Origin of the sequence: Amycolatopsis sp. lyj-90 (assembly GCF_046549035.1) — a bacterium.
Taxonomy (GTDB): Bacteria; Actinomycetota; Actinomycetes; order Mycobacteriales; family Pseudonocardiaceae; genus Amycolatopsis.
The window spans coordinates 551,758-573,842 of sequence record NZ_JAJPWP010000006.1; the positions used below are offsets into that span (position 1 = coordinate 551,758).

General features: G+C 69.7%; 22 protein-coding genes. 6 read left to right on the plus strand and 16 right to left on the minus strand.

Features of this window, described 5'->3' with window-relative positions:
- Window positions 1-101 precede the first annotated feature (101 nt).
- Together ACLJPX_RS25870 and ACLJPX_RS25875 are read right to left on the minus strand one after the other, a co-directional pair.
- Entirely contained in the window at window positions 102-1,427 is a 1,326-nt protein-coding gene (locus ACLJPX_RS25870; protein ID WP_410602412.1) for an MATE family efflux transporter, read from the minus strand.
- A gap of 63 nt (window positions 1,428-1,490) precedes the next feature.
- On the minus strand, window positions 1,491-2,504 hold the full coding sequence (locus tag ACLJPX_RS25875) for a DHH family phosphoesterase (RefSeq protein WP_410602414.1): 1,014 nt from the start codon (window positions 2,502-2,504) through the stop codon (window positions 1,491-1,493).
- 25 nt (window positions 2,505-2,529) lie between these two features.
- Here ACLJPX_RS25875 and ACLJPX_RS25880 point away from each other — a divergent pair, with 25 nt between their 5' ends.
- From ACLJPX_RS25880 to ACLJPX_RS25895, 4 genes are all read left to right on the plus strand, one after another.
- Window positions 2,530-3,573 carry a TRM11 family SAM-dependent methyltransferase gene (locus tag ACLJPX_RS25880; RefSeq protein WP_410602416.1) on the plus strand — a complete coding sequence of 348 codons (1,044 nt, stop codon included), beginning with the start codon at window positions 2,530-2,532 and terminating at the stop codon, window positions 3,571-3,573.
- Window positions 3,574-3,756: 183 nt separating this feature from the next.
- Window positions 3,757-4,695 carry an amino acid ABC transporter permease gene (locus ACLJPX_RS25885; RefSeq protein WP_410602418.1) on the plus strand — a complete coding sequence of 313 codons (939 nt, stop codon included), beginning with the start codon at window positions 3,757-3,759 and terminating at the stop codon, window positions 4,693-4,695.
- The gene (locus ACLJPX_RS25890) at window positions 4,692-5,459 is read left to right on the plus strand and encodes an amino acid ABC transporter ATP-binding protein (RefSeq protein WP_410602420.1); all 768 of its coding nucleotides are present in this window, start codon (window positions 4,692-4,694) and stop codon (window positions 5,457-5,459) included. The genes ACLJPX_RS25885 and ACLJPX_RS25890 overlap by 4 nt, the downstream gene beginning before the upstream one ends.
- A gap of 20 nt (window positions 5,460-5,479) precedes the next feature.
- Window positions 5,480-6,427 carry an ABC transporter substrate-binding protein gene (locus tag ACLJPX_RS25895; RefSeq protein WP_410602422.1) on the plus strand — a complete coding sequence of 316 codons (948 nt, stop codon included), beginning with the start codon at window positions 5,480-5,482 and terminating at the stop codon, window positions 6,425-6,427.
- A 99-nt stretch (window positions 6,428-6,526) separates the two neighbouring features.
- Here the strand turns inward: ACLJPX_RS25895 and ACLJPX_RS25900 are convergent, their stop codons facing one another.
- The 7 genes from ACLJPX_RS25900 to rimP all read right to left on the minus strand — a co-directional run bounded on the left by ACLJPX_RS25900 (window position 6,527) and on the right by rimP (window position 13,506).
- Window positions 6,527-7,393, minus strand: a complete 867-nt coding sequence (locus tag ACLJPX_RS25900) for an alpha/beta hydrolase (RefSeq protein ID WP_410602424.1) — start codon at window positions 7,391-7,393, stop codon at window positions 6,527-6,529.
- Window positions 7,374-7,850: a 30S ribosome-binding factor RbfA gene (rbfA, locus tag ACLJPX_RS25905; protein ID WP_101606283.1), complete on the minus strand. Its 477-nt coding sequence runs from the start codon at window positions 7,848-7,850 to the stop codon at window positions 7,374-7,376. Before rbfA ends, ACLJPX_RS25900 begins: the two co-directional genes overlap by 20 nt.
- 202 nt (window positions 7,851-8,052) lie before the next feature.
- Complete coding sequence (locus tag ACLJPX_RS25910) at window positions 8,053-8,346, minus strand: DUF503 domain-containing protein (protein ID WP_410602426.1); 294 nt, start codon at window positions 8,344-8,346, stop codon at window positions 8,053-8,055.
- A gap of 71 nt (window positions 8,347-8,417) precedes the next feature.
- On the minus strand, window positions 8,418-11,459 hold the full coding sequence (gene infB / locus ACLJPX_RS25915) for a translation initiation factor IF-2 (RefSeq protein WP_410602428.1): 3,042 nt from the start codon (window positions 11,457-11,459) through the stop codon (window positions 8,418-8,420).
- Window positions 11,460-11,603: 144 nt separating this feature from the next.
- On the minus strand, window positions 11,604-11,933 hold the full coding sequence (locus ACLJPX_RS25920; protein ID WP_410602430.1) for a YlxR family protein: 330 nt from the start codon (window positions 11,931-11,933) through the stop codon (window positions 11,604-11,606).
- A complete protein-coding gene (gene nusA, locus ACLJPX_RS25925; protein WP_101606279.1) occupies window positions 11,930-12,970 on the minus strand; it encodes a transcription termination factor NusA in 1,041 nt (346 codons plus the stop codon). The genes ACLJPX_RS25920 and nusA overlap by 4 nt, the downstream gene beginning before the upstream one ends.
- A complete protein-coding gene (rimP, locus tag ACLJPX_RS25930; RefSeq protein WP_101606278.1) occupies window positions 12,967-13,506 on the minus strand; it encodes a ribosome maturation factor RimP in 540 nt (179 codons plus the stop codon). The genes nusA and rimP overlap by 4 nt, the downstream gene beginning before the upstream one ends.
- Window positions 13,507-13,641: 135 nt before the next feature.
- On the opposite strand from rimP, the gene ACLJPX_RS25935 reads away from it, so the two are divergent.
- On the plus strand, window positions 13,642-14,580 hold the full coding sequence (locus ACLJPX_RS25935; protein ID WP_410602433.1) for a ferritin-like domain-containing protein: 939 nt from the start codon (window positions 13,642-13,644) through the stop codon (window positions 14,578-14,580).
- A gap of 109 nt (window positions 14,581-14,689) precedes the next feature.
- Here the strand turns inward: ACLJPX_RS25935 and ACLJPX_RS25940 are convergent, their stop codons facing one another.
- From ACLJPX_RS25940 to ACLJPX_RS25960, 5 genes are all read right to left on the minus strand, one after another.
- Window positions 14,690-15,310 carry a hypothetical protein gene (locus ACLJPX_RS25940; RefSeq protein WP_410602435.1) on the minus strand — a complete coding sequence of 207 codons (621 nt, stop codon included), beginning with the start codon at window positions 15,308-15,310 and terminating at the stop codon, window positions 14,690-14,692.
- An 88-nt stretch (window positions 15,311-15,398) separates the two neighbouring features.
- Window positions 15,399-16,418, minus strand: a complete 1,020-nt coding sequence (locus ACLJPX_RS25945; protein ID WP_410602437.1) for an aminotransferase class V-fold PLP-dependent enzyme — start codon at window positions 16,416-16,418, stop codon at window positions 15,399-15,401.
- 10 nt (window positions 16,419-16,428) lie between these two features.
- The gene (locus ACLJPX_RS25950; RefSeq protein WP_410602439.1) at window positions 16,429-17,190 is read right to left on the minus strand and encodes an isocitrate lyase/phosphoenolpyruvate mutase family protein; all 762 of its coding nucleotides are present in this window, start codon (window positions 17,188-17,190) and stop codon (window positions 16,429-16,431) included.
- A 76-nt stretch (window positions 17,191-17,266) separates the two neighbouring features.
- A complete protein-coding gene (locus tag ACLJPX_RS25955; RefSeq protein WP_410602441.1) occupies window positions 17,267-18,772 on the minus strand; it encodes a PH domain-containing protein in 1,506 nt (501 codons plus the stop codon).
- The gene (locus ACLJPX_RS25960; protein ID WP_410602443.1) at window positions 18,769-19,311 is read right to left on the minus strand and encodes a PH domain-containing protein; all 543 of its coding nucleotides are present in this window, start codon (window positions 19,309-19,311) and stop codon (window positions 18,769-18,771) included. The genes ACLJPX_RS25955 and ACLJPX_RS25960 overlap by 4 nt, the downstream gene beginning before the upstream one ends.
- Window positions 19,312-19,366: 55 nt before the next feature.
- On the opposite strand from ACLJPX_RS25960, the gene ACLJPX_RS25965 reads away from it, so the two are divergent.
- A complete protein-coding gene (locus ACLJPX_RS25965) occupies window positions 19,367-19,987 on the plus strand; it encodes a TetR/AcrR family transcriptional regulator (RefSeq protein WP_410602445.1) in 621 nt (206 codons plus the stop codon).
- Here ACLJPX_RS25965 and ACLJPX_RS25970 read toward each other — a convergent pair.
- Together ACLJPX_RS25970 and ACLJPX_RS25975 are read right to left on the minus strand one after the other, a co-directional pair.
- On the minus strand, window positions 19,970-20,623 hold the full coding sequence (locus tag ACLJPX_RS25970) for a GOLPH3/VPS74 family protein (protein WP_410602447.1): 654 nt from the start codon (window positions 20,621-20,623) through the stop codon (window positions 19,970-19,972). The two genes, ACLJPX_RS25965 and ACLJPX_RS25970, sit on opposite strands and share 18 nt — an antisense overlap.
- Window positions 20,624-20,625: 2 nt before the next feature.
- Window positions 20,626-22,080 (minus strand): ArnT family glycosyltransferase, encoded by a 1,455-nt coding sequence (locus ACLJPX_RS25975; protein WP_410602449.1) that lies wholly within the window; start codon window positions 22,078-22,080, stop codon window positions 20,626-20,628.
- Between the last annotated feature and the right edge of the window lie 5 nt (window positions 22,081-22,085).

The following is a 22,085-nucleotide window of genomic DNA, read 5'->3' on the forward strand; positions in this document are numbered from 1 at the left end:
TACCCGGGTGGTTTTCGCCACACGCTCCCCCGCGTTTAGTCCTCTAGTTGCGGTAGTTGCGTGTGCAAGTACCGCAACTAGAGGACTAAACGCGGGCGGGGTCAGGCCGCGCGGACGGCGCCTTCCACAGCCCAGCGCCCGGAGCGCCACCGCACCAGCAGGGTCGCCAGCCGCAGCAGCATGAACAGCGAGAGCCCCGTCCAGATCCCGGCCAGTCCCCACCCGAACGCGAGTGACAGCCAGACGAGCGGCAGGAACCCCAGCGCCGCGCTCAGCAGCGTCGCGTTGCGCAGGAACGCCGCGTCACCCGCGCCGAGCAGGACGCCGTCGAGCGCGAACACCACCCCGGCGATCGGCTGCAGCGCGACGAAGAACCACCACGCGTGCGGGATCTCGCCGAGCACGGTCGCGTCCGAAGTGAACACCTGCGGCAGCACCCCGGCCAGCGACGCGAACACCACGCCGAGGAAACAGCCGAACACCAGGCCGTAGACGGTGATCTGGCTCGCCACGCCCCGCGCCCGTTTGCTCGCGCCGGCACCGAGGGCGGCCCCGACGAGCGACTGCGCGGCGATCGCGAGCGAGTCCAGCACGAGCGCCAGGAACGTCCACAGCTGCAGTACGACCTGATGCGCGCCGACAGCGCCGGTGGACGTCCTCGCGGCGACCGCGGCGGCGGAGACGAAGCACGCCTGGAAGGCGAGGCTGCGCAGCACCAGGTCCCGGCCGAGACCGAGCTGGGCGCGCATCACCTTCGGCTCCGGGCGCAGCGGGACCCGCTCCCGCACCAGCGCCACGATGAACAGCGACGCCGAGATCACCTGCGCGACGACGTTCGCGATCGCGGAACCTTCCAGTCCCCAGTCCGCGCCGTACACCAGCACCGGGCACAGCACGGCGGAGATCCCGTTGCCCGCCAGGACATAGCGCAACGGCTTGGCGGAATCCTGCACGCCGCGCATCCAGCCGTTCCCGGCCATCGTGATCAGGATGAACGGCGTCCCGAACAGCGCGATCCGCAGCCAGGAGACGGCGGCGTCGGTGATCGCGGGGTCCCCGGACAGGACCCGGGCGATGGGCGCGGCCAGCAGCTGCCCGGCGACGATCACGACCAGCCCGACGATCACCGCCAGCCAGGTCGCCTGGACCCCTTCGCTGACCGCCTCGCCACGACGTCCGGCGCCGTGCAGCCGCGCCGTCCGCGACGTGGTCCCGTACGAGAGGAACGTCAGCTGGCTGGAGACCTGCGAAAGCACGACACCGCCGACGGCGAGGCCTGCCAGCGGCAACGCGCCGAGATGCCCGACGATGGCCGTGTCCACCAGGACGTACAGCGGCTCGGCGGCGAGGACGCCGAGCGCGGGCACGGCGAGCCCGAGCACGCGTTTCGGCGGGACCCGCTCGTCGGTTTCGGAGGCTTGAGACACCTCCGCAGCGTAAAGGGCAACGGACGGTGACCGTGCCGATCTTGGGCGGTCCCGGTCAGCGGGTCACAACAGCGGTGCCCGCGACAGCGCCGCCCTCAGCCTGTCGAGTACCTCGTCCGCGGTGCCCTCCGCGGTGCACCCGGCCGCCTGGCGATGTCCGCCGCCGCCCAGTTCCCCCGCCGCGACGGAGACGTCGACACCGCCCGCCGAGCGGAGCGAGACCGTCCATCGCTGCCGCGGCCCGGTCGGTTCGGCTTCCTTGAGCACCACGGCGACCCCGGCTTCCCGAGTGGACCGGACGACGTCGATGACCGCTTCGACCTCTTCCCCGCGCACCGTCCGCGCGGCGTCGAGGCTCACGACCGCGTACGCGAGCCCGAAGCCACGCGCCTCGTCCGGTTCGAGCCGGGCACCCGCGAGGACGTCCGAAAGCATCGGCAACCAGGCGAACGGGTGATCGTCGACGATCTCGCGAACCACCTTGTCCGGGTCGACGCCGGCCTCCAGCAGCTTCGCCGCCATCAGGTGCGTGGACGGGCGGGCACGGCGGAACCCGCTCGTGTCGGTGACGAGCCCCGCGTACAGGCAGCGCGCGATCGGCTCGTCGATCTCGGCGCCGAGTTCCGCCAGCAACGCGAAGACCAGGACGGCGGTGGCTTCGGCACTGTCGTCGACGACGTGCTTCGTGCCGAAAAAGACGTTGGACGCGTGGTGGTCGATCACCAGGACGTCGCCGCCGGCCGCGCGGACGGCGTCCACGCGCGGCGCGAGTTTCCCGAGCCTGCCCGGGGTGGGCGTGTCGAGCGCGACCAGCAGGCGCTCACTCTCCGGAAGCTCGCTCGCCGGGACGTAGAGCCCGCCGACGTCCAGGCTCCGCAGGGTTTCGGGCATCTCCTCGGGTTCGCCGACCGAGACCCGGACCTCGACGCCACCGCGCAGGTGAAGTGCCCGTCCGAGCGCCAGCGCGCTGCCCAGCGCGTCCGCGTCCGGGCGCACGTGGCCGAGCAGTGTCACGTCGTTCGCGCGCGCCAGCAGGGCGGCGGCGTCCTTGAGGTCCTGCGCCAAAGTGGTCGTCACGAACAGTCAAGCTACGCTCTTCGGGATGTCCGAGTACGCGATCCTGATCTACCCGTCCGCCAACCGGGTCTACACCGACTCCACTCCGGCCCTGCTGCGCGCGGAGCTGGCGGTGTTCGGTCTGTCCGCTTTGGAGACCGAAATCTCCGAGATCGGCGAGACGGAACTCGGCGGTGTCGGCTACCTCACCTTCACCACGCCCGCCCCGCTGAGCGAGCGCGATCTCGCGCTCCTCTCGAACCTTTCCGCGCTGTACGCGCTGTTCGAACTCGGCGACGGCGTCCTGAAGCCGGTCACGATCACCCCGCTCGCGAACTTCGACTCGGACCTGCTGACCATCCAGAAGTACCCGGGCAAGACGAACGAGCTGTTCACCAAACTCCTCGTCAACATCACCCTGCTGTCGACAGCGGACCCGGCCGCGATGCTGGAGAAGCCGCTGCACCTGCTGGATCCGCTGTGCGGCCGCGGCACCACGCTGAACCAGGCGATGATGTACGGCTTCGACGCGACCGGCCTCGACGTCGACGGCAAGGACTTCGACTCCTACGAGATGTTCGTCAAGACCTGGCTGAAGCAGAAGCGGATCAAGCACACCGCGGAGTCCGGTCAGGTGCGGCGCAACAAGGTCCGGCTCGGCAGGCGGCTCGACATCGGTTTCGGGATCACCAAAGAGCAGTACAAGGCGGGTGACGTCCGCAAGCTGAGCTACCTCAATTGCGACACCCTCACCACGGACGAACTGCTGCGGGCGAACTCCGTGGACCTCATCGTCACCGACGCGCCGTACGGCGTGCAGCACGGCAGCCACCGCACGCAGGACGCGTCGCTCGCGCGCAGCCCGCGGGACCTGCTCGCGGCCGCCGTCCCGGTGTGGACGCGGGTGCTGCGGCCCGGCGGCGCGCTCGGCATCTCCTGGAACACCAACGTCGCGCCGCGCGAGGAACTCGCCGCGATCCTGGACAAGGCGGGGCTGGAAGTCCGCGAGGACGGCCCGTTCGCGGAGTTCTCGCACCGGGTGGACCAGGCTATCGTGCGGGACCTGATCGTCGCGGCCAAACCGGCCTGACCCGCGGGCGTTTCCAGCATTTGGAACCGGAACCGGCTTCGTTGACCGGAACGGGCACACCTTCCTAAAGTCGGCTCGACGACAAGGAACACGGCGATCCATGCCGCGTCGACGGCATTTCCTTTTCGATCTTTCCGCTTTCGGTTGATTCATGCTGCCCTTTTCCCGGGAGACAGGTGCCTGATGACGAGTGACCTAGAAGCGCCACCCGCGGCGCCTGCCCGGCCGGAGGAAGGATTGCGGATCGTGCCCGCCAGGCGGCCACTGACCTGGCTGGCCGCCGCGGTGGTCGCGGTCCTGGTGGCCATGGCAGGCCACGCCTTGGTGACCAACCAGGCCTGGGAATGGTCGGTCGTCGCCGATTACCTGTTCGCCGACGCCGTTCTCTCTTCGGTCGTCCTGACCGTGGAATTGACGGCATTCGGCGTAGTCGCGGGATTCGTTCTGGGCACGGTTCTCGCGCTCATGCGCATTTCCCGGAATCCGCTCCTCCGTTCGGTCAGCTGGACCTATACGTGGATCTTCCGGTCGGTCCCGCTCATTCTGCAGCTGCTTTTCTGGTACAACCTCGCCATTCTCTACAACCAGATCTCCTTCGGCGTCCCGTTCGGACCGTCGTTCGTCTCGTTCGACACGATGAGCCTGATCCCGCCGTTCCTCGCGGCCGGGCTCGGTCTCGGCCTGCACCAGGCCGCCTATTCCGGGGAGATCGTGCGCGCCGGATTCCTCGCGGTCGATCAGGGACAGCGGGAGGCGGCCGCGGCGCTGGGCATCCCGGCGAGCAGGCAGTTCCGCAGAATCGTGCTGCCACAGGCGATGCGCTCGATCGTGCCGAACGCGGCCAACGAGATCATCGGCATGGTCAAGAACACCTCGCAGGTGTACGTGATGGCCCTGCCGGAACTCTTCTACCAGGTGCAGGTGATCTACAGCCGCAGCGGCCGGGTGATCCCGCTCCTGCTGGTCGCCACCGCCTGGTATCTGCTCCTGACGACGCTCCTTTCGGTGGCGCAGTTCTACGTCGAACGCCACTACGCCAAGGGCGCCCTGCGCACCGTCCCGCCCACTCCCCTGCAGAAGGCCCGCGCCGGCTTCGCCAGACTGAAGGCGGCGACCCGATGAGCGACGACTTCAAGGTGGACGTCCGCGGCGTACACAAGGCCTTCGGCCCGCTCACCGTGCTCGACGGGGTCGATCTCCAAGTCCGCTCCGGCGAGGTCACCGTGGTGCTGGGCCCGTCCGGCTCCGGGAAATCCACGCTGCTGCGGCTCATCACCCATCTCGACCGCGCCGATCGCGGCTTCATCAGCGTCGGCGGGGAACTCATGGGGTACCGGCGCTCGGGTGACCGGCTGCACGAACTGCGCGAGCGCGAGATCCTCAAGCAGCGCACGCGGATCGGGTTCGTGTTCCAGAACTTCAACCTGTTCGGGCATCTCACGGCGCTGGAAAACATCGTCGAGGCACCGGTTTCCGCGCAACGCCGCTCCCGTGCGGAGGCGACGGCCCACGCGCGCGAACTGCTCGCGCTGGTCGGGCTCGTGGACAAGGCGGACGCCTACCCGCGGCAACTGTCCGGCGGGCAGCAGCAACGGGTCGCGATCGCCCGCGCGCTCGCGGTGCGCCCCGAAGTGCTCCTGTTCGACGAACCGACGTCCGCGCTCGACCCGGAACTGGTCGGCGAGGTACTCGACGTGATCAAGAAACTCGCCCGCGACGGCACCACCATGATCGTCGTCACCCACGAGATCGGCTTCGCCAGGGAAGTGGCCGACACCGTGGTGTTCATGGACGCCGGCCGCGTCGTCGAACAGGGCCCGCCCGCACGGATCCTCGACACGCCGGAACATCCCCGCACCAAAGCATTCCTCGAAAAGGTCCTTTGAGAAAACCCGGGAGTACCACCGTGAAGAAGCTCTTGTACCCGATCCTGCTCCTGTCCACGGTCGCGCTGGCCGCGTGCGGGACGACCGAAGCCGCGGCACCCGCCGCCCCGCTGCCCGGGACCGAAGGGATCAACATCACCGCGCAGCAGAACCGGATCCGCGCGCAGAAGGTCGACGCCGTCGCGAATCTGGTGCCGAAAGCGGTGCGCGACACCGGGAAGCTGACCGTCGGGACCACCGGCAACGGCACTCCCCCGCTGTCGTTCCGCGCCGACGACGACAAGACGGTGATCGGCGTCGAGATCGACATCGCGCAACTGGTCGCGGACGTGCTGGGCCTGGAACTCGACCTCCAGGCGACGTCCTGGGAGAACCTGTTCCTCTCGGTGGAGACGGGCCAGTACGCGGCCGGCTTCTCCAACATCACGGTGACCGAGGAACGGAAGGACAAGTACGACTTCGCCACCTACCGCAAGGACACCATCGCCTTCGAGGTCAAGAAGAACCGCGACGTCACCGTGAAGGAGCCCAAGGACATCGCCGGGCTCAAGGTGGGCGTGGGCTCCGGGACGAACCAGGAGCAGATCCTGGTGCGCTGGGACGAACAGAACAAGGCCGCGGGCCTGAAGCCGGTGGAGTTCCAGTACTTCCAGAACACCACCGACTACTACCTGGCGCTGCAGTCCGGCCGGATCGACGCCTACGCGGGCCCCAACCCCACGGCCTCGTACCACGTCGCCGTGGACGGGCAGACCAAGATCGTCGGGACGGTGTCCGGCGGCGGCCAGATCCCGGCCGACATCGCCGCGATGACCAAGAAGGGCAACGGCCTCGCCGAGCCGCTGCGCCAGGCCATCCAGAGCGTGCTCACCAACGGCCAGTACGCCGAGGTGCTCAAGCGCTGGAACCTGGGGAACGAGGCCGTGGAGGCGTCGCAGATCAACCCGCAAGGGCTTCCGCGCAAGTAGTCCTCTGGGTGCGGCGCGTGCTATGAAAGGCCCGTTACTTGCAAATTTTGCAAGTAACGGGCCTTTCATAGCGTCGGTGAGGGGGAAGCGGCGCGACGGTCAGGCCATCCGGTCCCCCACGAACTTCACCACCTCGGGCATGATCTCGCGCCAGTAGTCGTCGTTGTGCTCACCGGGGGACATCTTCGCGACGGCGGGATCGAGCGCTTTGATGAGCTTGCGGTCGGCCCGGGCGAAGGGATCCGAGTTCCCGCACCACACCCCTGTCGACGCCGCCGAGAGGTCGTCGGTGTGCAGCAGCGGCTCATGCGATTCCCACTGCGCGCGATCGGCGAAAACCTTGCGGGACTTGGCATCGGGCCAGCTCACGAACAGGGCGGCGCTCGCGACGGCGACGGCTTTGAGGTCCTTGTGGTCGCGGGCGTAGCGCAGTGCGCCGAAACCGCCCATCGAGATCCCGAACATCGCCGTCGGCGGCCGCAGCTGGCGCTGGGCGAGCCAGCCGGGGAGTTCGGCGGACAGCATGCGCTGCGGGTCGTCGCCCTTGCCGACGTCCACCCAGTAGTCGTCACCGTCGACCGCGGCCACCGCGAAGGCGGGCATGCCGGCCGAGACGGCCTTGTTCAGCGCGTCCTGCACACCGAGGTTCAGGAACGTCCGGGCGTCCGCCCCGCGCCCGTGCAGGGCGACGCAGACGGACAGCCCGACCCGGGACACGCCGTCAGGGGCGATGATGACCAGGTTGACGTCCCGGTTCCGGGCCGCCGAGCGCATCTTCTGCACCGTGACCGCTTCGGTCAACGGGGTCGGCCTGGTCGGCGGGGCCACCGGTGGTGGCCCCATCAGGGGTGCTCTTCCGGTACCACAAGCGGAAAGCAGTGCCGTGCCCCCGAGAGCCGCGGCCCCGAGCAGCAGGCCACGCCGGGTCACGGCGTGGCTCACTCGCTCAGCCCCGGGTCTCCTCATCGGCGAACTCATCGTCTTCGGCCTCTTCCCGCGGCGGCTTGTACGGGTCGGCTTCACCGGCGTGCTGTGCCCCTGTCGCCCGGCGGGCGACCTCGGCATCGGCTTCCCTGGCCTTCGCGAGGAGGTCCTCGATGCGCTTGGCGTCCTCAGGGATGCTGTCGGCCACGAAGGCCAGCGTCGGAGTGTAGCGGACTCCAGTGCCCTGTCCGACCTTCGTGCGCAGCACGCCACGGGCGGATTCGAGCGCCGCCGCGGCACCGGCGTGATCGGGCGTGGACTCCAGGTTCTCGCCGAGCACCGTGTAGTAGACCGTGGCGTCGTGCAGGTCGGCCGTGATCTTCGTGTCGGTGATCGTCACGTGGTTGAGCCGCGGATCCTTGATGTCGTGCTCGATCGCGTGCGCGACGATCTGCGAGATCCGCTTGGCGAGCTTGCGGGCCCGAGCGGGGTCGGCCATGGGATTCTTCTCCTCGAAAGATCTTTCCGTCAGTGTCTGTCGGTGAACCCGCGACCGCGATCGACGTCGGCAGGACGCTGCCTGGTCATCGACGTCACGCCAGGCGACCAGGGCGTCCTGCCACCGCGATAGCGGGCCTTCGGCAGGGCGGGTTCATGCGCATGGTCACCTTTCCGGTCACATCTCAGCTTCGCCAACAGGCTCAGTCATCCGAGCCGAGCAGCCGGCGGTGGGCGGAGAGCAGTTCCAACTCCGGCCTTCCGGCCACGAAGCGCTCACACGAGTCGAGCACGTCCCGGACGTGCTCGCCAGTCGCCGCGACCACGGCCACACCGATCAGCGCCCGCCGGTGCAGGTCCTGTTGCCCGGCTTCGGCGACGGAGACGTCGAAACGCCTGCGCACCTCGGCCAGCACCGGCTTGATCACGGATCGCTTCTGCTTGAGCGAGTGAACGTCGCCCAGCAGGATGTCGAGCTCAAGAGCTCCTACGAACATGGGGGTTCTGGGTTGGATAGAAGTGAAGCGGCGCTCCCCCGCCCAGATGCGGGGGAGCGCCGCCGTGTCACTTACGCACGCGGCTTTTCGCGCTGCTCGTACGTCTCGATGACGTCTCCGAGCTTCAAATCGCTGTAGCTGCCCAAGGTGAGACCACACTCGAAGCCCTCGCGGACCTCGGTGACATCGTCCTTTTCGCGCTTCAGCGAGTTGATCGGCAGGTTCTCGACGATGACGTTGCCGTCACGGAGGAGACGCGCCTTGGCGTTACGCCGGATCTCGCCCGAGATGACCATGCAACCCGCGATCGTGCCGACCTTCGACGACTTGAAGATCCCGCGGATCTCGGCCTTGCCCAGCTCGACCTCTTCGAAGATCGGCTTGAGCATGCCCTTGAGCGCGGCTTCGATCTCGTCGATCGCCTGGTAGATGACCGTGTAGTACCGGACGTCGACGCCCTCGCGGGTGGCCCGCTCGGTCGCCTTGCCCTGTGCCCGCACGTTGAAGCCCAGGACGATCGCGTTGGACGCGGTCGCCAGGTCGATGTCGGACTCCGTGACGCCACCGACACCGCGGTGGACCACGTTGAGCTCGACCTCTTCTTCGCCGACATCCAGCTGCATCAGCGAGGCTTCGAGCGCTTCGACCGTACCGGAGTTGTCACCCTTGATGATCAGGTTAAGGGTGCTCGTCTCCTTCAAGGCCTCGTCGAGGTCTTCGAGGCTGACCCGCTTACGACGCGACGCGTTGAGCGCGTTGCGGGTACGGGCCGAACGCCGCTCGGCGATCTGCCGGGCGACCCTGTCCTCGTCGACGACGAGGAACGTGTCACCGGCGCCGGGCACCGAGGTGAACCCGATGACCTGGACCGGACGCGACGGGGTCGCTTCGGTGACGTTGACGTTGTGCTCGTCGACCATCTTCCGCACGCGGCCGTACGCGTCACCGGCGACGACGGAGTCACCGACGCGCAGCGTTCCGCGCTGGACCAGCACCGTGGCGACCGGACCGCGACCGCGGTCCAGGTGCGCCTCGATCGCGACACCCTGTGCCTCCATGTCCGGGTTGGCCCGGAGGTCGAGTGCGGCGTCCGCGGTCAGCAGGATCGCCTCGAGGAGACCATCGATGTTGATGTTCTCCCGCGCCGAGATCTCGACGAACATCGTGTCGCCGCCGTACTCCTCGGCCACGAGGTTGTACTCGGTGAGCTGCTGCCGGATCTTGTCCGGGTTCGCGCCCTCCTTGTCGATCTTGTTGATCGCGACCACGATCGGGGCCTTGGCGGCCTGCGCGTGGTTGATCGCCTCGACCGTCTGCGGCATGACGCCGTCGTCGGCCGCGACCACGATGACCGCGATGTCCGTGGCGTTCGCACCACGGGCACGCATGGCGGTGAACGCCTCGTGACCCGGGGTGTCGATGAACGTCACGAGACGCGGGACGCCCTCGAGCTCGGTCTCGATCTGGTAGGCGCCGATGTGCTGGGTGATGCCACCGGCTTCGCCCTCGCGCACCTTCGTCTTGCGGATCGTGTCGAGCAGTCGGGTCTTACCGTGGTCGACGTGACCCATGATGGTCACGACCGGCGGACGGACCTGCAGGTCTTCTTCTTCACCCGCGTCTTCGCCGTAGGTGATGTCGAAGGTCTCCAGCAGCTCGCGGTCTTCTTCCTCCGGGCTGACGACCTGGACGACGTAGTTCATCTCGCCGCCGAGCAGCTCGAGGATGTCGTCCGACACGGACTGCGTCGCCGTGACCATCTCACCGAGGTGGAAGAGCACCTGCACCAGCGAAGCCGGGTTGGCGTCGATCTTCTCGGCGAAGTCGGTCAGCGAAGCGCCGCGCGGCAGGCGGATCGTTTCGCCGCTGCCCTTGGGCAGGCGAACGCCACCGACGCTGGGCGCCTGCATGTTGTCCATGTACTCCATGCGCTTCTGGCGCTTGGACTTCCGGCCCTTGCGAGCGGGACCACCGGGACGCCCGAAGGCACCCGCGGTACCACCGCGGCCACCGGGGCCACCACGACCGCCGCCGCCGCGGAAACCGCCGCCACCGGCCGGGGCACCACCGCCGCCACCGGGGCCACCGCCACCGGGACGGAAACCGCCGCCACCGCCGCCGCCGGGACGGAAACCGCCACCGCCGCCGCCACCACCGGGACCGCCGCGGAAACCTCCGCCGCCGCCACCGGGACCGCCACGAGCGCCGCCGCCGGGGCCACCACGGGCTCCGCCGCCGGGGCCACCACGGGCGCCACCGGGACCACCGGCCGGACGGGCCGGGCGGCCCGGCATCATGCCGGGGTTCGGGCGCGGGGGCATGTTGCCCGGGTTCGGCCGGTTACCACCGGGAGCGCCGCCGCCGGGACGCGGCGGGCGGTTGTCGCCACCCTGCTGGCCGCCACCGGGACGCGGCGGACGGTTGTCGCCGCCCTGCTGGTTCCCGCCGCCGGGACGCGGTCCCGACGGACGCTGGGCCGGGGCACCGGATCCCACACCGAACGGGTTGTTGCCGACGCGCGGGGTGCGCGGGCCGGGCTTGGGGCCGCCGGGCTTGGGGCCCTGCGGCTTCGGCGGCACGACCGAACCCTGCGACGGCGTCGAGGACGCCGGCGGGGTGGCCGGTGCTGCCGGGGTCTCCTGCTGGGGTTCGGCCGGAGCGGCCTTCGCCGCCGGAGCGACCTCTTCCTTCGGCGCCGGCGGCCGGGGGCCGGGGCGCGGACCCGGGCGGACACCCGGGGTGGAGGGACGGGACGGCTGCTGGGCCGGAGCCTGGGCCGACGTCGACGACGCCGCCGGAGCGGACGCCGCGGGGGCGGCCGCCGGGGCCTCGGTCTTCGCCACGGGCGCGGGCTGAGCCTGCTTCGCGGCCGGAGCCGGGGAGGCGGGCTTCGCGGGCGGCGCCGGGGACGGACGCGGACCGGGGGTCGGAACCGGCTTCTTCTTGCCGTCCTTGGACGGGTACGCGTCACGGAGACGGCGGGCGACGGGCGCCTCGACCGTGGACGACGCGGACTTCACGAACTCGCCCTGTTCCTTCAACTTGGCGAGAACTTCCTTGCTGGTGATGCCGAGCTCTTTCGCGAGCTCATGTACTCGGGCCTTGCCTGGCACAGCTCTCCTCATCTGGGGAGGCCGGCGGCAGACCCGCAGACCTCGTCCTATTGTCGCGCGTTCATTGATTCAGCTTCACGGCTGACTCATGACGGGTCGACCTGCTTCCTGATTCCAACTGGCACCGGGGATGTCCCGGCGCCTTCAGCTTTCGGCGAGCCGCTCCAGGCGTTCGTGGACACCTTGGGCGTCAAGCGACCCCGGAACACGAAGTGCTCGGGGAAACGCTCTGCGCCGCTCGGCCTTGGCAAGACAGTCCGGCACGGGGTGCAACCAAGCACCCCGGCCCGGCAACCGCCGACGCTCGTCGACGATCAGCCGTCCGTCCGCCGCGACCACTCGCAGCAACTCACCGATCAAGGCCCGCCGACGGCAACCCACACAGGTGCGAACCGGAGTTTCCCGGTCGCGCTGGAGGTCGGTTCCCGGCCGCGGGCTCTGAACCACTCGTAAGTCTAGCGCTTCGACCTTCACTCAGCCGAACCGGTTGCCGCGGCGGGCCGCGCCTGCCCGGCGTGTGCTTCATCACCCTGCTCAGGGGCGGCGTCGCTGCGGATGTCGATGCGCCAACCGGTGAGACGGGCGGCGAGGCGGGCGTTCTGCCCTTCCTTGCCGATCGCGAGCGAAAGCTGGAAGTCCGGGACGACGACGCGAGCGGTCTTGGCCCGCTCGTCGACGACCCGAACCGAGACAACCTTCGCGGGCGACAGCGCATTCCCGACGAACCTCGCCGGGTCTTCGGAGAAGTCGATGATGTCGATCTTCTCACCCGCGAGTTCGCTCATCACGTTGCGCACCCGCGCGCCGACCGGGCCGATGCAGGCACCCTTGGCGTTGACGCCGGGCACCGTCGAGCGGACGGCGATCTTGGTCCGGTGCCCCGGCTCGCGCGCGATGGCGGCGATCTCGACCGTGCCGTCGGCGATTTCGGGGACCTCGAGGGCGAACAGCTTGCGCACCAGGTTCGGGTGCGAACGCGACAGCGTGATCTGCGGGCCGCGGTTGCCGCGCGCGACGGTGACGACGAACGCCTTGATCCGGTTGCCGTGCTCGTAGGACTCGCCGGGGACCTGCTCGATCGAGGGCAGCACGCCTTCGATGTCGCCGACCTGGATGACGACCATGCCGCGGGCGTTGGCGCGCGCGTCGCGCTGCACCACACCGGCGACGATCTCGCCCTCCTTGGCGGAGAACTCGCCGAAGGTCTTCTCGTGCTCGGCGTCGCGCAGGCGCTGCAGGATGACCTGCCGCGCGGTGGTCGCGGCGATCCGCCCGAAGCCCTCGGGGGTGTCGTCCCACTCCTCGTCGGTCTGGCCGTCCGGGGTGAGGGTGTGCGCGAGGACGCGCACGAGGCCGCTCTTGTGATCGATGTCGATCCGGGCGTGCGGCTGGTGGCCCTCGGTGTGCTTGTACGCGGTGAGCAGCGCGGTCTCGATCGCTTCGATCACCGTCTCGAAGGGGATGTCCTTGTCCCGTTCGATCGCGCGCAGCGCGGCGATGTCGACGTTCACTTCGGCTCCTCCTTCGGCTCTGTGGTGGCGGCGTTCAGGGCCGACGCATCGGTTTCCAACAGTTTCAGGTCCTCGGCAGGTGGTTGCTTGAACTCGATCTCGATGACCGCCTTGGCCACCGAGGCATAACCGACGTCCCGGATCTCGCCGTCGACGAGCACGCGCGCGGCCTTCTCGCCGGCGTGCCCCACGCGGCCGATGAACGCGGCGCCTTCGACGGGCGTGACCTTGACGAGGCGGAACTTCGCGCGCCGCCAGTGCCTCTGCACGGTCAGCGGCCGGTCGAGGCCCGGCGAGGTGACTTCGAGCGTGTACGCGCTGGCGATCACGTGCTCGTTCTCGTCGAGCGCGGCGGAAACCGCGCGGCTGACGCTCGCCACTTCGTCCAGTCCGACGCCGTCGTCCCCGTCGACGACGACCTTGACCAGCTGGCGGCGGCCTGCTTGCTGGACCTCGAAGGAATCGAGGTCGAAACCCGCGGCCTTGACGGCTTCGGCCACGATGGGCTCCAGCCTGCTGGCGAGGTCGTTGGGCACGGTGGAGCGCTCCTGTTCGGCTGTGGGCGACCCGGCGGTGTGGATCCGGGTTCGGTAGTGGGCCAGCTTATCTGGTGACCCCCGCGTGACGCGCGAGCGGCGGCCCCGCACGGGGTACTGGCAGGATGGGGCGGCGTGACCGGAAGATCGACCGAGCCCACCTTGCCGAGCCGTCGCGCTTTCCTGCGGATGGGAGCGCTGGCCGCGCTGGCCGTGCCGTTGGCGGCCGCCTGCTCCCCAGGGTTCGACGAAACCCCCGATCCGCTGGGTCCGCTGCTGCGCGCGGCGGAGACCGACGCGGCGGGCGCGAAGGCGTTGACCGGCGCCGAAGCCGAGTCCGTCGCCACCGCGCGGGCCGCGCACGCGGCGGCGCTCAAGCCCGAGGTGGACCGGCTCAACCGCCCCAAGCCGGAACAGACGGGCCCGGGAGAGACCCCGCCGTCGTCCGTGGACGGGCTCAAGGAACGGCTCGCCCAGGCACGCAAGCAGGCCGAGGGGCTCGTGCCCTCGCTGCCCCGCTACCGCGCCGGGATGGTCGCGTCGATCGCGGCGGGCTGCGCGGCACTGCAGCAGAGCTCCGACAAACTCGGCCGCGGCGACGACGCGGGAGCCGTCGAGGTGCCCGCCGGTGTCCAGCTCGGCGGGGAGACCACTGAGGCCGTCCAGCAGGCTCTTGCCACCGAACACGCGGCGATCTGGGTGTACGGGCTGGTCAGCGCCTACCTGCCCGCCGCCTTCAGCGGTGCGGTGGCGCGGGGCACGGCCGAGCACGTCAAACGGCGGAACGTCTGCGAACGGATGCTTTCCGCGGCGGGCCAGACGCCCACGGGACCGGAGGCCGCGTACGTGCCGCCGAAGCCGGTGACCGAGGCGAAATCGGCGATGGAACTGGTCGCGACGGCCGAGGCGGACGTGACGGCGGCTTGGCTCGGCGTGATCGACCGGACCGACGACGCGGCCCTGCGGACGACGGCGTTGAACGCGCTGATCGGGTCGGCGCGGCGGGGGACGGCCTGGCGGGCGGAGTTCGGCGCGTCCCCGGTGGCGATCGCCATGCCGGGTCAGTCGGTCTGAAGTCTTTTCGGCGGCGGTGAGCGGTCCCCGCGCGCGCTATGAAAGGCCCGTTACTTGCAAAATTTGCAAGTAACGGGCCTTTCATAGCACTGGGAGGTGCGTGAAAAACTCAGCGGCGCAGGTCACCCGAAAGCCGCAGGGCGTCGGTCGCGATCCGCTCCAGCAGTGGTTTGTCGGTCTGCTTGTCGTAGAAACCGGCCAGCACGATGGCCACCTCGGGCCCGGTGACGTGGGAGTCGTAAGCCGCGTCCTGCCCGGAGATCTTCGGGACGCCCTGTCCCTTGAAGGTGCCGTCGCGCACCAGGTCGGACACGTTGCCCGTGCCGTCCTTGTCGGTGAGCGCCTTGAGCTGGGTCGCGGTGACCTCGCCGGGCATCGTGACCAGGACGACCGAGACCAGCGCCTTCTTCCCGGCGGTCTCGGTCGTGTACAGCGCCCGCGAAAGCCGTGTGCACGGCGTCTGGGTGAAGAAGTCCTTGGTGTCGCCGTAGGCCTTGCTCGCGCAGTCGGAGGTGACCTGCGGGCCCTCGATCAGCGTGTACTGGAACTGGCCGCTCTTGGCGGGCGGATCCGCGACCGGGGTCGTCTCCGGCTCGTGCCGGATCAGCCACCAGAGCAGGGCCGAGACGACCGCGATGGCGACCAGCCCGGCACCTTTCAGCGCGAGGGCCTTGGTGTCCCTCGACGGCTTCGGGGCGGGCGGCGGCCCGCCCGGCCCTGCCGGTCGCACCGGCTGAAGCCGGGCCGTTTCCGTCGCTCCCGGGGTAAATTGCGCACCAACCACGGGAACATACGGTAGTTCACGCCGCCCCGGAGGTTCACCTGAACGTGCTTATCACGCGTTCGACGTCGTCAGCCGTGTTGTAGAGATGGAACCCGAATCGCTGCCTTCCGGCCCGGGTACCGGCCACGATGCCCGCTTCCGCCACCTTCCCGGCGTCCGCGTCGAGCGAGACGATCGCACTCCCCTGACCGGGTGACCCGAGCGCTTCGAGGAGTGAGTCGGCGAGACCCACGCAGTGCGCGCGGACGGCGTCGAGATCCAAGGAGCCGAGGTAGTCCAGCGAGGCGGCGGCGCCGACGAACGAGAACCAGGCCGGGGACAGGTCGAGCGACCGGGCGCCGTCCGCGAGCCGCAGCGGGAGGCCGTAGACGGTCTGCCAGCGGTCTTCCCCGGCGTACCAGTTCGCGGCCACCGGTATCGCCCGTTCCAGCGCTCGCGGATGGACGGCCATCCAGGCCGCCCCGCGCGGCGCGAGCAGCCACTTGTACCCGGCGCAAACCACCCAATCGGCCCAGCCGAGGTCGAGCTGCTGCCAGCCGGCGGCCTGGGTGACGTCCAGCAGGACCGCCGCGTCCGCCGCCTCGGCCGCGGCACGAAGCCTGTCCAGGTCGATCTGGGTGCCGTCCGCCGACTGGACGACGCTGACCGCGACGAGGTCGTGCCCGCCGACGCGCTCGGTCAGCTCGGCCAGCGGGACTTCGGTGACCTTCACCCCGCGGTACGCCTGCGCCGCGAACGGGAAGGTGACGCTGGTGAAGTCGTTCCCGGCGACCAGCACACTGGCGCCGTCGGGCAGCCCGGCCGCCACGTTCGCGATCAGCTGCGAGACGGACGCCCCGATCACGACCCGGTCCGCCGGGACCCCGATCAGCCCGCCGAATCCCGCCCGGGTGCGCGCGACGGGCTCGTCGAAGTCCGAGGGCCGGGCCTCGCCGCGCCGCCACCGCTCGACGGCCTCCGCCACCGCGTCGGCCACGTGCGACGGCGGGATGCCGATGCTGGGCGTGTTCAGATAACCGGGCGGGACGGCGAATTCGGCTCCGAAGGTCTGCATGCTCCCGAGGCTAATGAGATTCCGGCAGCAGGGCCGCGACTTCGTCGTAGGACGGTGGGACCAGCGGGAGTTCGCCGCCGTCACGGATGGCCTCCACCGTGCGGAGCGTGGCGGCGAGCGCCATCCGGTACGGCAGCGAACCGAGGCTGATCCGCGCGACGCCGAGTCCGGCCAGGCCGTCGACGGTGACCTTGCCGGGCAGGAACAGCAGGTTCACCGGCACGCCGACGGCCTTCACCAGCCGCTCGACGTCCTCGGCCCCGGAGAGCCCCGGAACGAACACGCCGTCGGCTCCGGCGTCCACATAGGACAGAGAACGTTCGATCGCCGCCTCGATGTCCGGCTCACCCAGCCAATGCGTGTCCGTACGCGCGTTGATGAAGAGACCGGGAGCGCCTTCCTTCGCCGCCGCGATCTTGGCCGCGTGCCGCACGGGATCGCCGAGGGCGTCTTCGAGGTTGATGCCCGCGACGCCGGCTTCGGCGAGTTCCGCCGCCAGCGCGCCGACCTCGCCCGGGTCGTCGCTGAACCCGTCGGCGAGGTCGACGCTGATCAGCGCGTCCAGTCCGGCGAGCCGCCGGGCCAGCCGGACGGTGGCGTCCTTCGAGGACGGGGCGCCGTCCGGCTCGCCCTCGGCGGCCGAGACGCCGAGGCTGGTGGTGCCGAGCGCGGGAAAGCCCTGCGAGGCCAGGAAGGCGGCCGTGCCGAACTCCCAGACGTTCGGCAGGAGCAGCGGGGAACCGGGGACGTGCAGTGCGGCGAATGCGGTCATGTCACGACGGTAGCCAGCGGACGTTTCGGCGGCGGCCGAAGTGTCGGGGCCAGAAAGCGCGTGAAGGCGATGAACCTCAGGCGCGTTCCAGGAACGGCGTCAGCAGCTCCGGGACCGACTCCTCGGCGAACAGCAGCCCTTGCTCCTCCCCCGCGTCGTACACCGAGTACGCCCCGGAACCGGCCGCCGTGGTCGCCACGACCGTCAGCAGTCCCTTGCGCCGCTGGAACACCGACTGCTTGACCGTCCAGCCGATCACGCCGTCGCGCTCCAGCGCGAACGTGCTCCGCCGCACCGTCCCGTGCCGCCCGACGAGGTACCGCCCGGTGATCCCGTGCCCGAGGTTGCGGTAGGCGTCCAGCGCCAGCAGCACCGAAACCGGCAGCAGGACCACCCCGAGCGCGGCGCCGATCACCAGGAGGACGTCGGTGAGCAGGAAGCCGAGGACCGCGAAGATCGCCAGCAGCACCACCACCGAACCGACCCACCAGCGCAGCAGCCGTCCCCGCGCGGCACGCGGATGCCCGGCGAGCCGGACGGCTTCGGTCGGCGAGACCGGCTCGCGCAGGACCTCCGCGGCGATCCGGTTGGCCGTCGCGATCGGCGCGGCGGGCAGGAGCGTGTGGTAGTCGGTCTTGTCCTGGTCGTCGCTCTGCCGCATGCCGGTGGCGATCGCGTCGACCCTGGCCGCGCCGGAGATCCGGTTCCCGAGCGGCTCGACGAGGTCGACGCCGCGCAGGCGGGCTTCCTCGATCGAGATCGAGCGCGTGGTGAACAGCCCGCGGCGCACTCGCAGCGTGCCGCCTGCTTCGCGGTCGAGCCGGTAGTTCCACCACATCTCGATCCACAGGCCGAGCGCGCCGACCACGCCGACGACCATCGCGATCGCCAGCAGGATCAGGATCGCCACCACCAGGGGGATCCCGCTGAACAGGTCGATCACCCAGTCGATCAGCCCCTTCTGCAGCCCCACCCACTCGGAGACCTGCATGAGCCCGCCACCCGCGGCGAGCCCGAGCGCCGGGCTCAGGAACGACATCGGCGCGTAGCGGATCCAGCTCCGGTCCAGCTCGGCGAGCGGCGCGTCCTCGTCGGTCTCCGCGATTTCCGCACGGCGCAACAGGTCCGCGCGCAGCCGCTCGGCCTCGGCGCGCGAAACCGGATTGAGCTTGATCCGGCCCTGCCCGCCCGACTCGTGCGATCCGGTGCCGATCGTCACCACCGCGACACCGAACAGCCGGTGCAGCGGGTTGGCCGTCAGATCGACGTTGCGGATCCGTTCGCGTTGCAGGGACTTCCGCGAACGGAAGACCAGCGTGAACGCGGTCTCCAGCCGGTCCTGCGTGACGCGGTACCGCACGGCCTTCCAGTTGAACAGGTCCAGCAGCACGCCGCCGCCGACGAGCACCACGCCACCGGCCACGACCCACGCGAGGGTGACCCAGAAGTTCCCGCCGCCGCCCACGATCGCGACGGTGGCCGGGATCGCGGCCCCGACGGCCGCACCGGCCATCGTCAGCGCGGTGACGGCGAGCGTCCGCTTGTCGAGCGTGCTCCAGCCTTCGAACTCACCCGAGGTCATGTCGCGTCCCCCGGCGTCGCCTGCGTCGTTTCGGTGAGCTGCTCCGCCAGGCTCGCGGCCAGTTCGTGGTCGAGCCCGCGGATCTTGACCGCGCCCCGCGCCGACGCCGTGGTGACCGTGACGGTCGCGAGCTTGAACACCTGCTGCAGCGGCCCGCGCAGGGTGTCCACCGTCTGGATCCGCGACATCGGCGCGACCCGCCACTCCTGCCAGAAGAACCCGGAACGCGTGTACACCGCGGTTTCCGTGACCTCCCAGCGGTGCACCTTGAACCACCACAGCGGCATCGCGATCACCCAGACCAGGCCCAGCACCGCGAACACCGCCGCCGGCATCAGCAGCCAGAACCGCGCGGGCGGGATGAGCAGCCCGAGCAGTGCCAGGACCAGCACCGGCGAGGCCCAGAAAAGCGTCCCCTGCAGCCGCCACCAGCCCACGACCCGCTGATCCAGCACGTTCCGTGGCGGCCTCAGCCGCACCTTCCCCCGATCGGCTTGCACCGAATTCACCCCCGACGTTCGTTTACAATGCGATCGCATCGTAATAGCCTGGGACCGTAGTGGCAATGCGATCGCATTGCAAACCTCGGAACGGATGGTGAAGGTGCCGAAGCAGGTAGATCACGCCGCGCGCCGCGTGGAGATCGCCGAGGCGCTCAGGCGGCTGACGGCCACGCGCGGCCTCGAAGGAGTCAGCCTCCGCCACGTCGCCGCCGAAGCGGGCATCTCGATGGGCCTGGTGCAGCACTACTTCAAGACCAAGGACGAGATGCTGCTCTTCGCCATCGAGCGCCGCTCGCAGATGTACGAGGAGCGCCTCAAAGCCCGGCTGGACGCGGGCGAAGTGCCTTCGACCCCCAAGGCCATCCTGCGCGCGATCATCGCCGAGATCCTGCCGCTCGACGAACGCCGCCGCGGCGACTGGCTGATGGGTGTCGCGTTCTTCATCCGCTCGATCTCCGACCCCTCCTTCGGCGTCGCGCTCACCGAGGGCGTGCCTCAGCTGTTCGAACTGTTCGCCGTGCTGATCCGCCAGGGCCAGGACGCGGGCGATGTCGACAAGTCGGCCGACGCGATGCACGAAGCGACGATCCTCTGGGCGCTCGCGGATTCGCAGGGCACCAACATCGTGATGAAGCACCGGACGCCGGACGAGGCCATGTCCACCGTGGACTACTACCTCGACCGGCTGTTCGGCTCAGCCCCCGTTTCCTGAAGACACAGCGGACGCCCGCACCGCCCGCAGTTCCCGGAACAGCTTCCGCAGCGCGGGAACCGCGTCCCCGCCCCGTTCCGACAGTTCCTCGATCCGGTCCTTGTACTGGCGCCTGACCTTTCCGGGGACGACGTCACGGAGTTCGACGGCGGCCACCAGCGAGGTGAGCGCGGCGTCGCTCGCGTCCACATCGGACGCCGGGGACGGCCCGCGCAACGCCTGATCGACCAGGGCGCGCAGCCTGTCGACGACGGCGGGGTCCCGCACGATCGGGCGACGCGACGGGAACAGGCCCAGTGTCCGGCCGGTCTTCAGTTCGATCACGCCCGCCGTGTCCAGCTGGGACTCCAGTGCCTCCAAGGTTCCGCGCGCGTCCTTGCGCACCCACCACTTCCACTTGCGGGGGCTCTCACCGGCGATCTCGGCGAGCATCTCGTCGAGGACGAGATCGCCGGTCGGCCCGGCGCCGGACGCCGCGACCCGGCCGTCCGCGTCGGCGACGCGGCCGCGCAGCACGAGGTCGGTCAGCGCGGCACCGCGGATCAGCAGTGCCGTCCGGTGCCTGTCCCGCAGTTTGTCCTTGCCGACGTTGCACGAGAGCAGATACGCCTTGGCGGGCAGGGAAAGTTCGGTCATCATCAGTGCCTTTCCAGCTTGGGCCAGATCTCGTCCCAGGAACCCTGTCTGCCGTCATACCGCCACAGCAGACCTTCCACCACCGGTGTCACCGAGGCGAAGTACGGCTTGAGCAGTCCCGGATCGAATCCGAGGAAGAGCACGCTGTCCGCGGATTCCGGGGGCCGGTCGAAGTACCAGTAGCCGCGGTGGCCACTGTAGACGTGCTCGATGCCGTACCGCTGACCGTAGAACTCGGTCGCGGCGGCGAACGGGTAGATCTCGGCGTAGACGGCGGTGCGTGCCCGCTGCTCCGGCGGCAGGGCCGCGTAGGTCTCGCCGATCGCCTTGACCAGTTCCTGCTGCGGCAGTTCACCTCCGGCGAAGGAGCTGCCGAGGGTGATCGGGCCGAAACTCGTGCGGGTCATGGTCGCCGGGTAGATCGGCAGGCCGGCGAGGGTGATCGCCGCCGAAAGCACCATCACGGGCCACGCCACGAGCCGCCACCGGGGGACGTGCTTCGCGAATCCCGTCGCCGCGGCGGCGTACGGCAGCGCGAAGACGCTCATCAGATAGTAGGAACGTCCGTGCAGCACCAGGAACGCGACGATGAGCGCGACTATCGCTACCCCCAGGAAGCGATAGCCGCGCAGTTCACGCGAAGAGAGCAGCCGGACGAGGCCGTAGACGAACGCGAGTACGCCCGCCCCGACGCCGGCCGTCAGGAAACCGTCGCGCAGGAAGGGCCACGTGCCGGGGAATTCCGCCGAGACGACGTCGTTCATGATCAGGTACGGCCAGCCGTTCGACGCCTGCCAGAGCAGTGTCGGGATCGTCGCGACGACGGCGATTCCCGCGCCCAGCCACAGTTTCGGCCGTCGCACGAGCTCCCTCGGCCCGAGCACCAGCGCGGCGAGCAGGGCGAGCGCCCAGAAGGCCGGGATGAGGAACTTCGTCTGCAGCGAGATCGCGGTGACCACCCCCGCCCAGACCAGCAGCCCGTCACGGCGGGTGCGCACCCAGCGGACGACCAGCCAGACGATCACCGTCCACAGGAACGGGTCGAAGACGTAGGTGCCGATCCAATGGCTGACGATGATCGTCCCGGACGTCGCGTAGAGCCCGGCCGCGAGCACCTGCGCGCCGCGTCCACCGCCCAGTTCCCTGGCGATCAGCGCGGTGACGATCACCCCGGCGGCCGCGGCCAGCGTCATCGGCAGGCGCAGCATCACCAGTGAACCGGGGAACAACGAGTCCATCGCCCCGGCCAGCGCCGGGATCAGCGGTGGCTGGTCGAAGTACCCCCATGCCAGATGGTCCCGGCCCGCCATCAGGAAGTACAGCTCGTCGAAGCCGTGCGCGTACCGGCCGCTCGTGGCCAGCAGCGCGGCTCCGGCCAGCGCGGCGACGACGAACACCGGCAGGCGGGCGAAGGCCTGCTCCTGTCCTGTTCGGACTGTCTGGGTCGCGATGCTCATGATCT

What these genes read in the sequence shown, in the direction of transcription:
- ACLJPX_RS25880 (WP_410602416.1), top strand. Translation starts at nt 2,530, where the DNA reads ATGTCCGAGTACGCGATCCTGATCTACCCGTCCGCCAACCGGGTCTAC.
- ACLJPX_RS25885 (WP_410602418.1), top strand. Translation starts at nt 3,757, where the DNA reads ATGACGAGTGACCTAGAAGCGCCACCCGCGGCGCCTGCCCGGCCGGAG.
- ACLJPX_RS25890 (WP_410602420.1), top strand. Translation starts at nt 4,692, where the DNA reads ATGAGCGACGACTTCAAGGTGGACGTCCGCGGCGTACACAAGGCCTTC.
- ACLJPX_RS25900 (WP_410602424.1), bottom strand. Translation starts at nt 7,393, where the DNA reads ATGAGGAGACCCGGGGCTGAGCGAGTGAGCCACGCCGTGACCCGGCGT.
- rbfA (WP_101606283.1), bottom strand. Translation starts at nt 7,850, where the DNA reads ATGGCCGACCCCGCTCGGGCCCGCAAGCTCGCCAAGCGGATCTCGCAG.
- ACLJPX_RS25910 (WP_410602426.1), bottom strand. Translation starts at nt 8,346, where the DNA reads ATGTTCGTAGGAGCTCTTGAGCTCGACATCCTGCTGGGCGACGTTCAC.
- ACLJPX_RS25945 (WP_410602437.1), bottom strand. Translation starts at nt 16,418, where the DNA reads ATGCAGACCTTCGGAGCCGAATTCGCCGTCCCGCCCGGTTATCTGAAC.
- ACLJPX_RS25950 (WP_410602439.1), bottom strand. Translation starts at nt 17,190, where the DNA reads ATGACCGCATTCGCCGCACTGCACGTCCCCGGTTCCCCGCTGCTCCTG.
- ACLJPX_RS25955 (WP_410602441.1), bottom strand. Translation starts at nt 18,772, where the DNA reads ATGACCTCGGGTGAGTTCGAAGGCTGGAGCACGCTCGACAAGCGGACG.
- ACLJPX_RS25960 (WP_410602443.1), bottom strand. Translation starts at nt 19,311, where the DNA reads ATGCGATCGCATTGTAAACGAACGTCGGGGGTGAATTCGGTGCAAGCC.
- ACLJPX_RS25965 (WP_410602445.1), top strand. Translation starts at nt 19,367, where the DNA reads ATGGTGAAGGTGCCGAAGCAGGTAGATCACGCCGCGCGCCGCGTGGAG.
- ACLJPX_RS25970 (WP_410602447.1), bottom strand. Translation starts at nt 20,623, where the DNA reads ATGACCGAACTTTCCCTGCCCGCCAAGGCGTATCTGCTCTCGTGCAAC.
- ACLJPX_RS25975 (WP_410602449.1), bottom strand. Translation starts at nt 22,080, where the DNA reads ATGAGCATCGCGACCCAGACAGTCCGAACAGGACAGGAGCAGGCCTTC.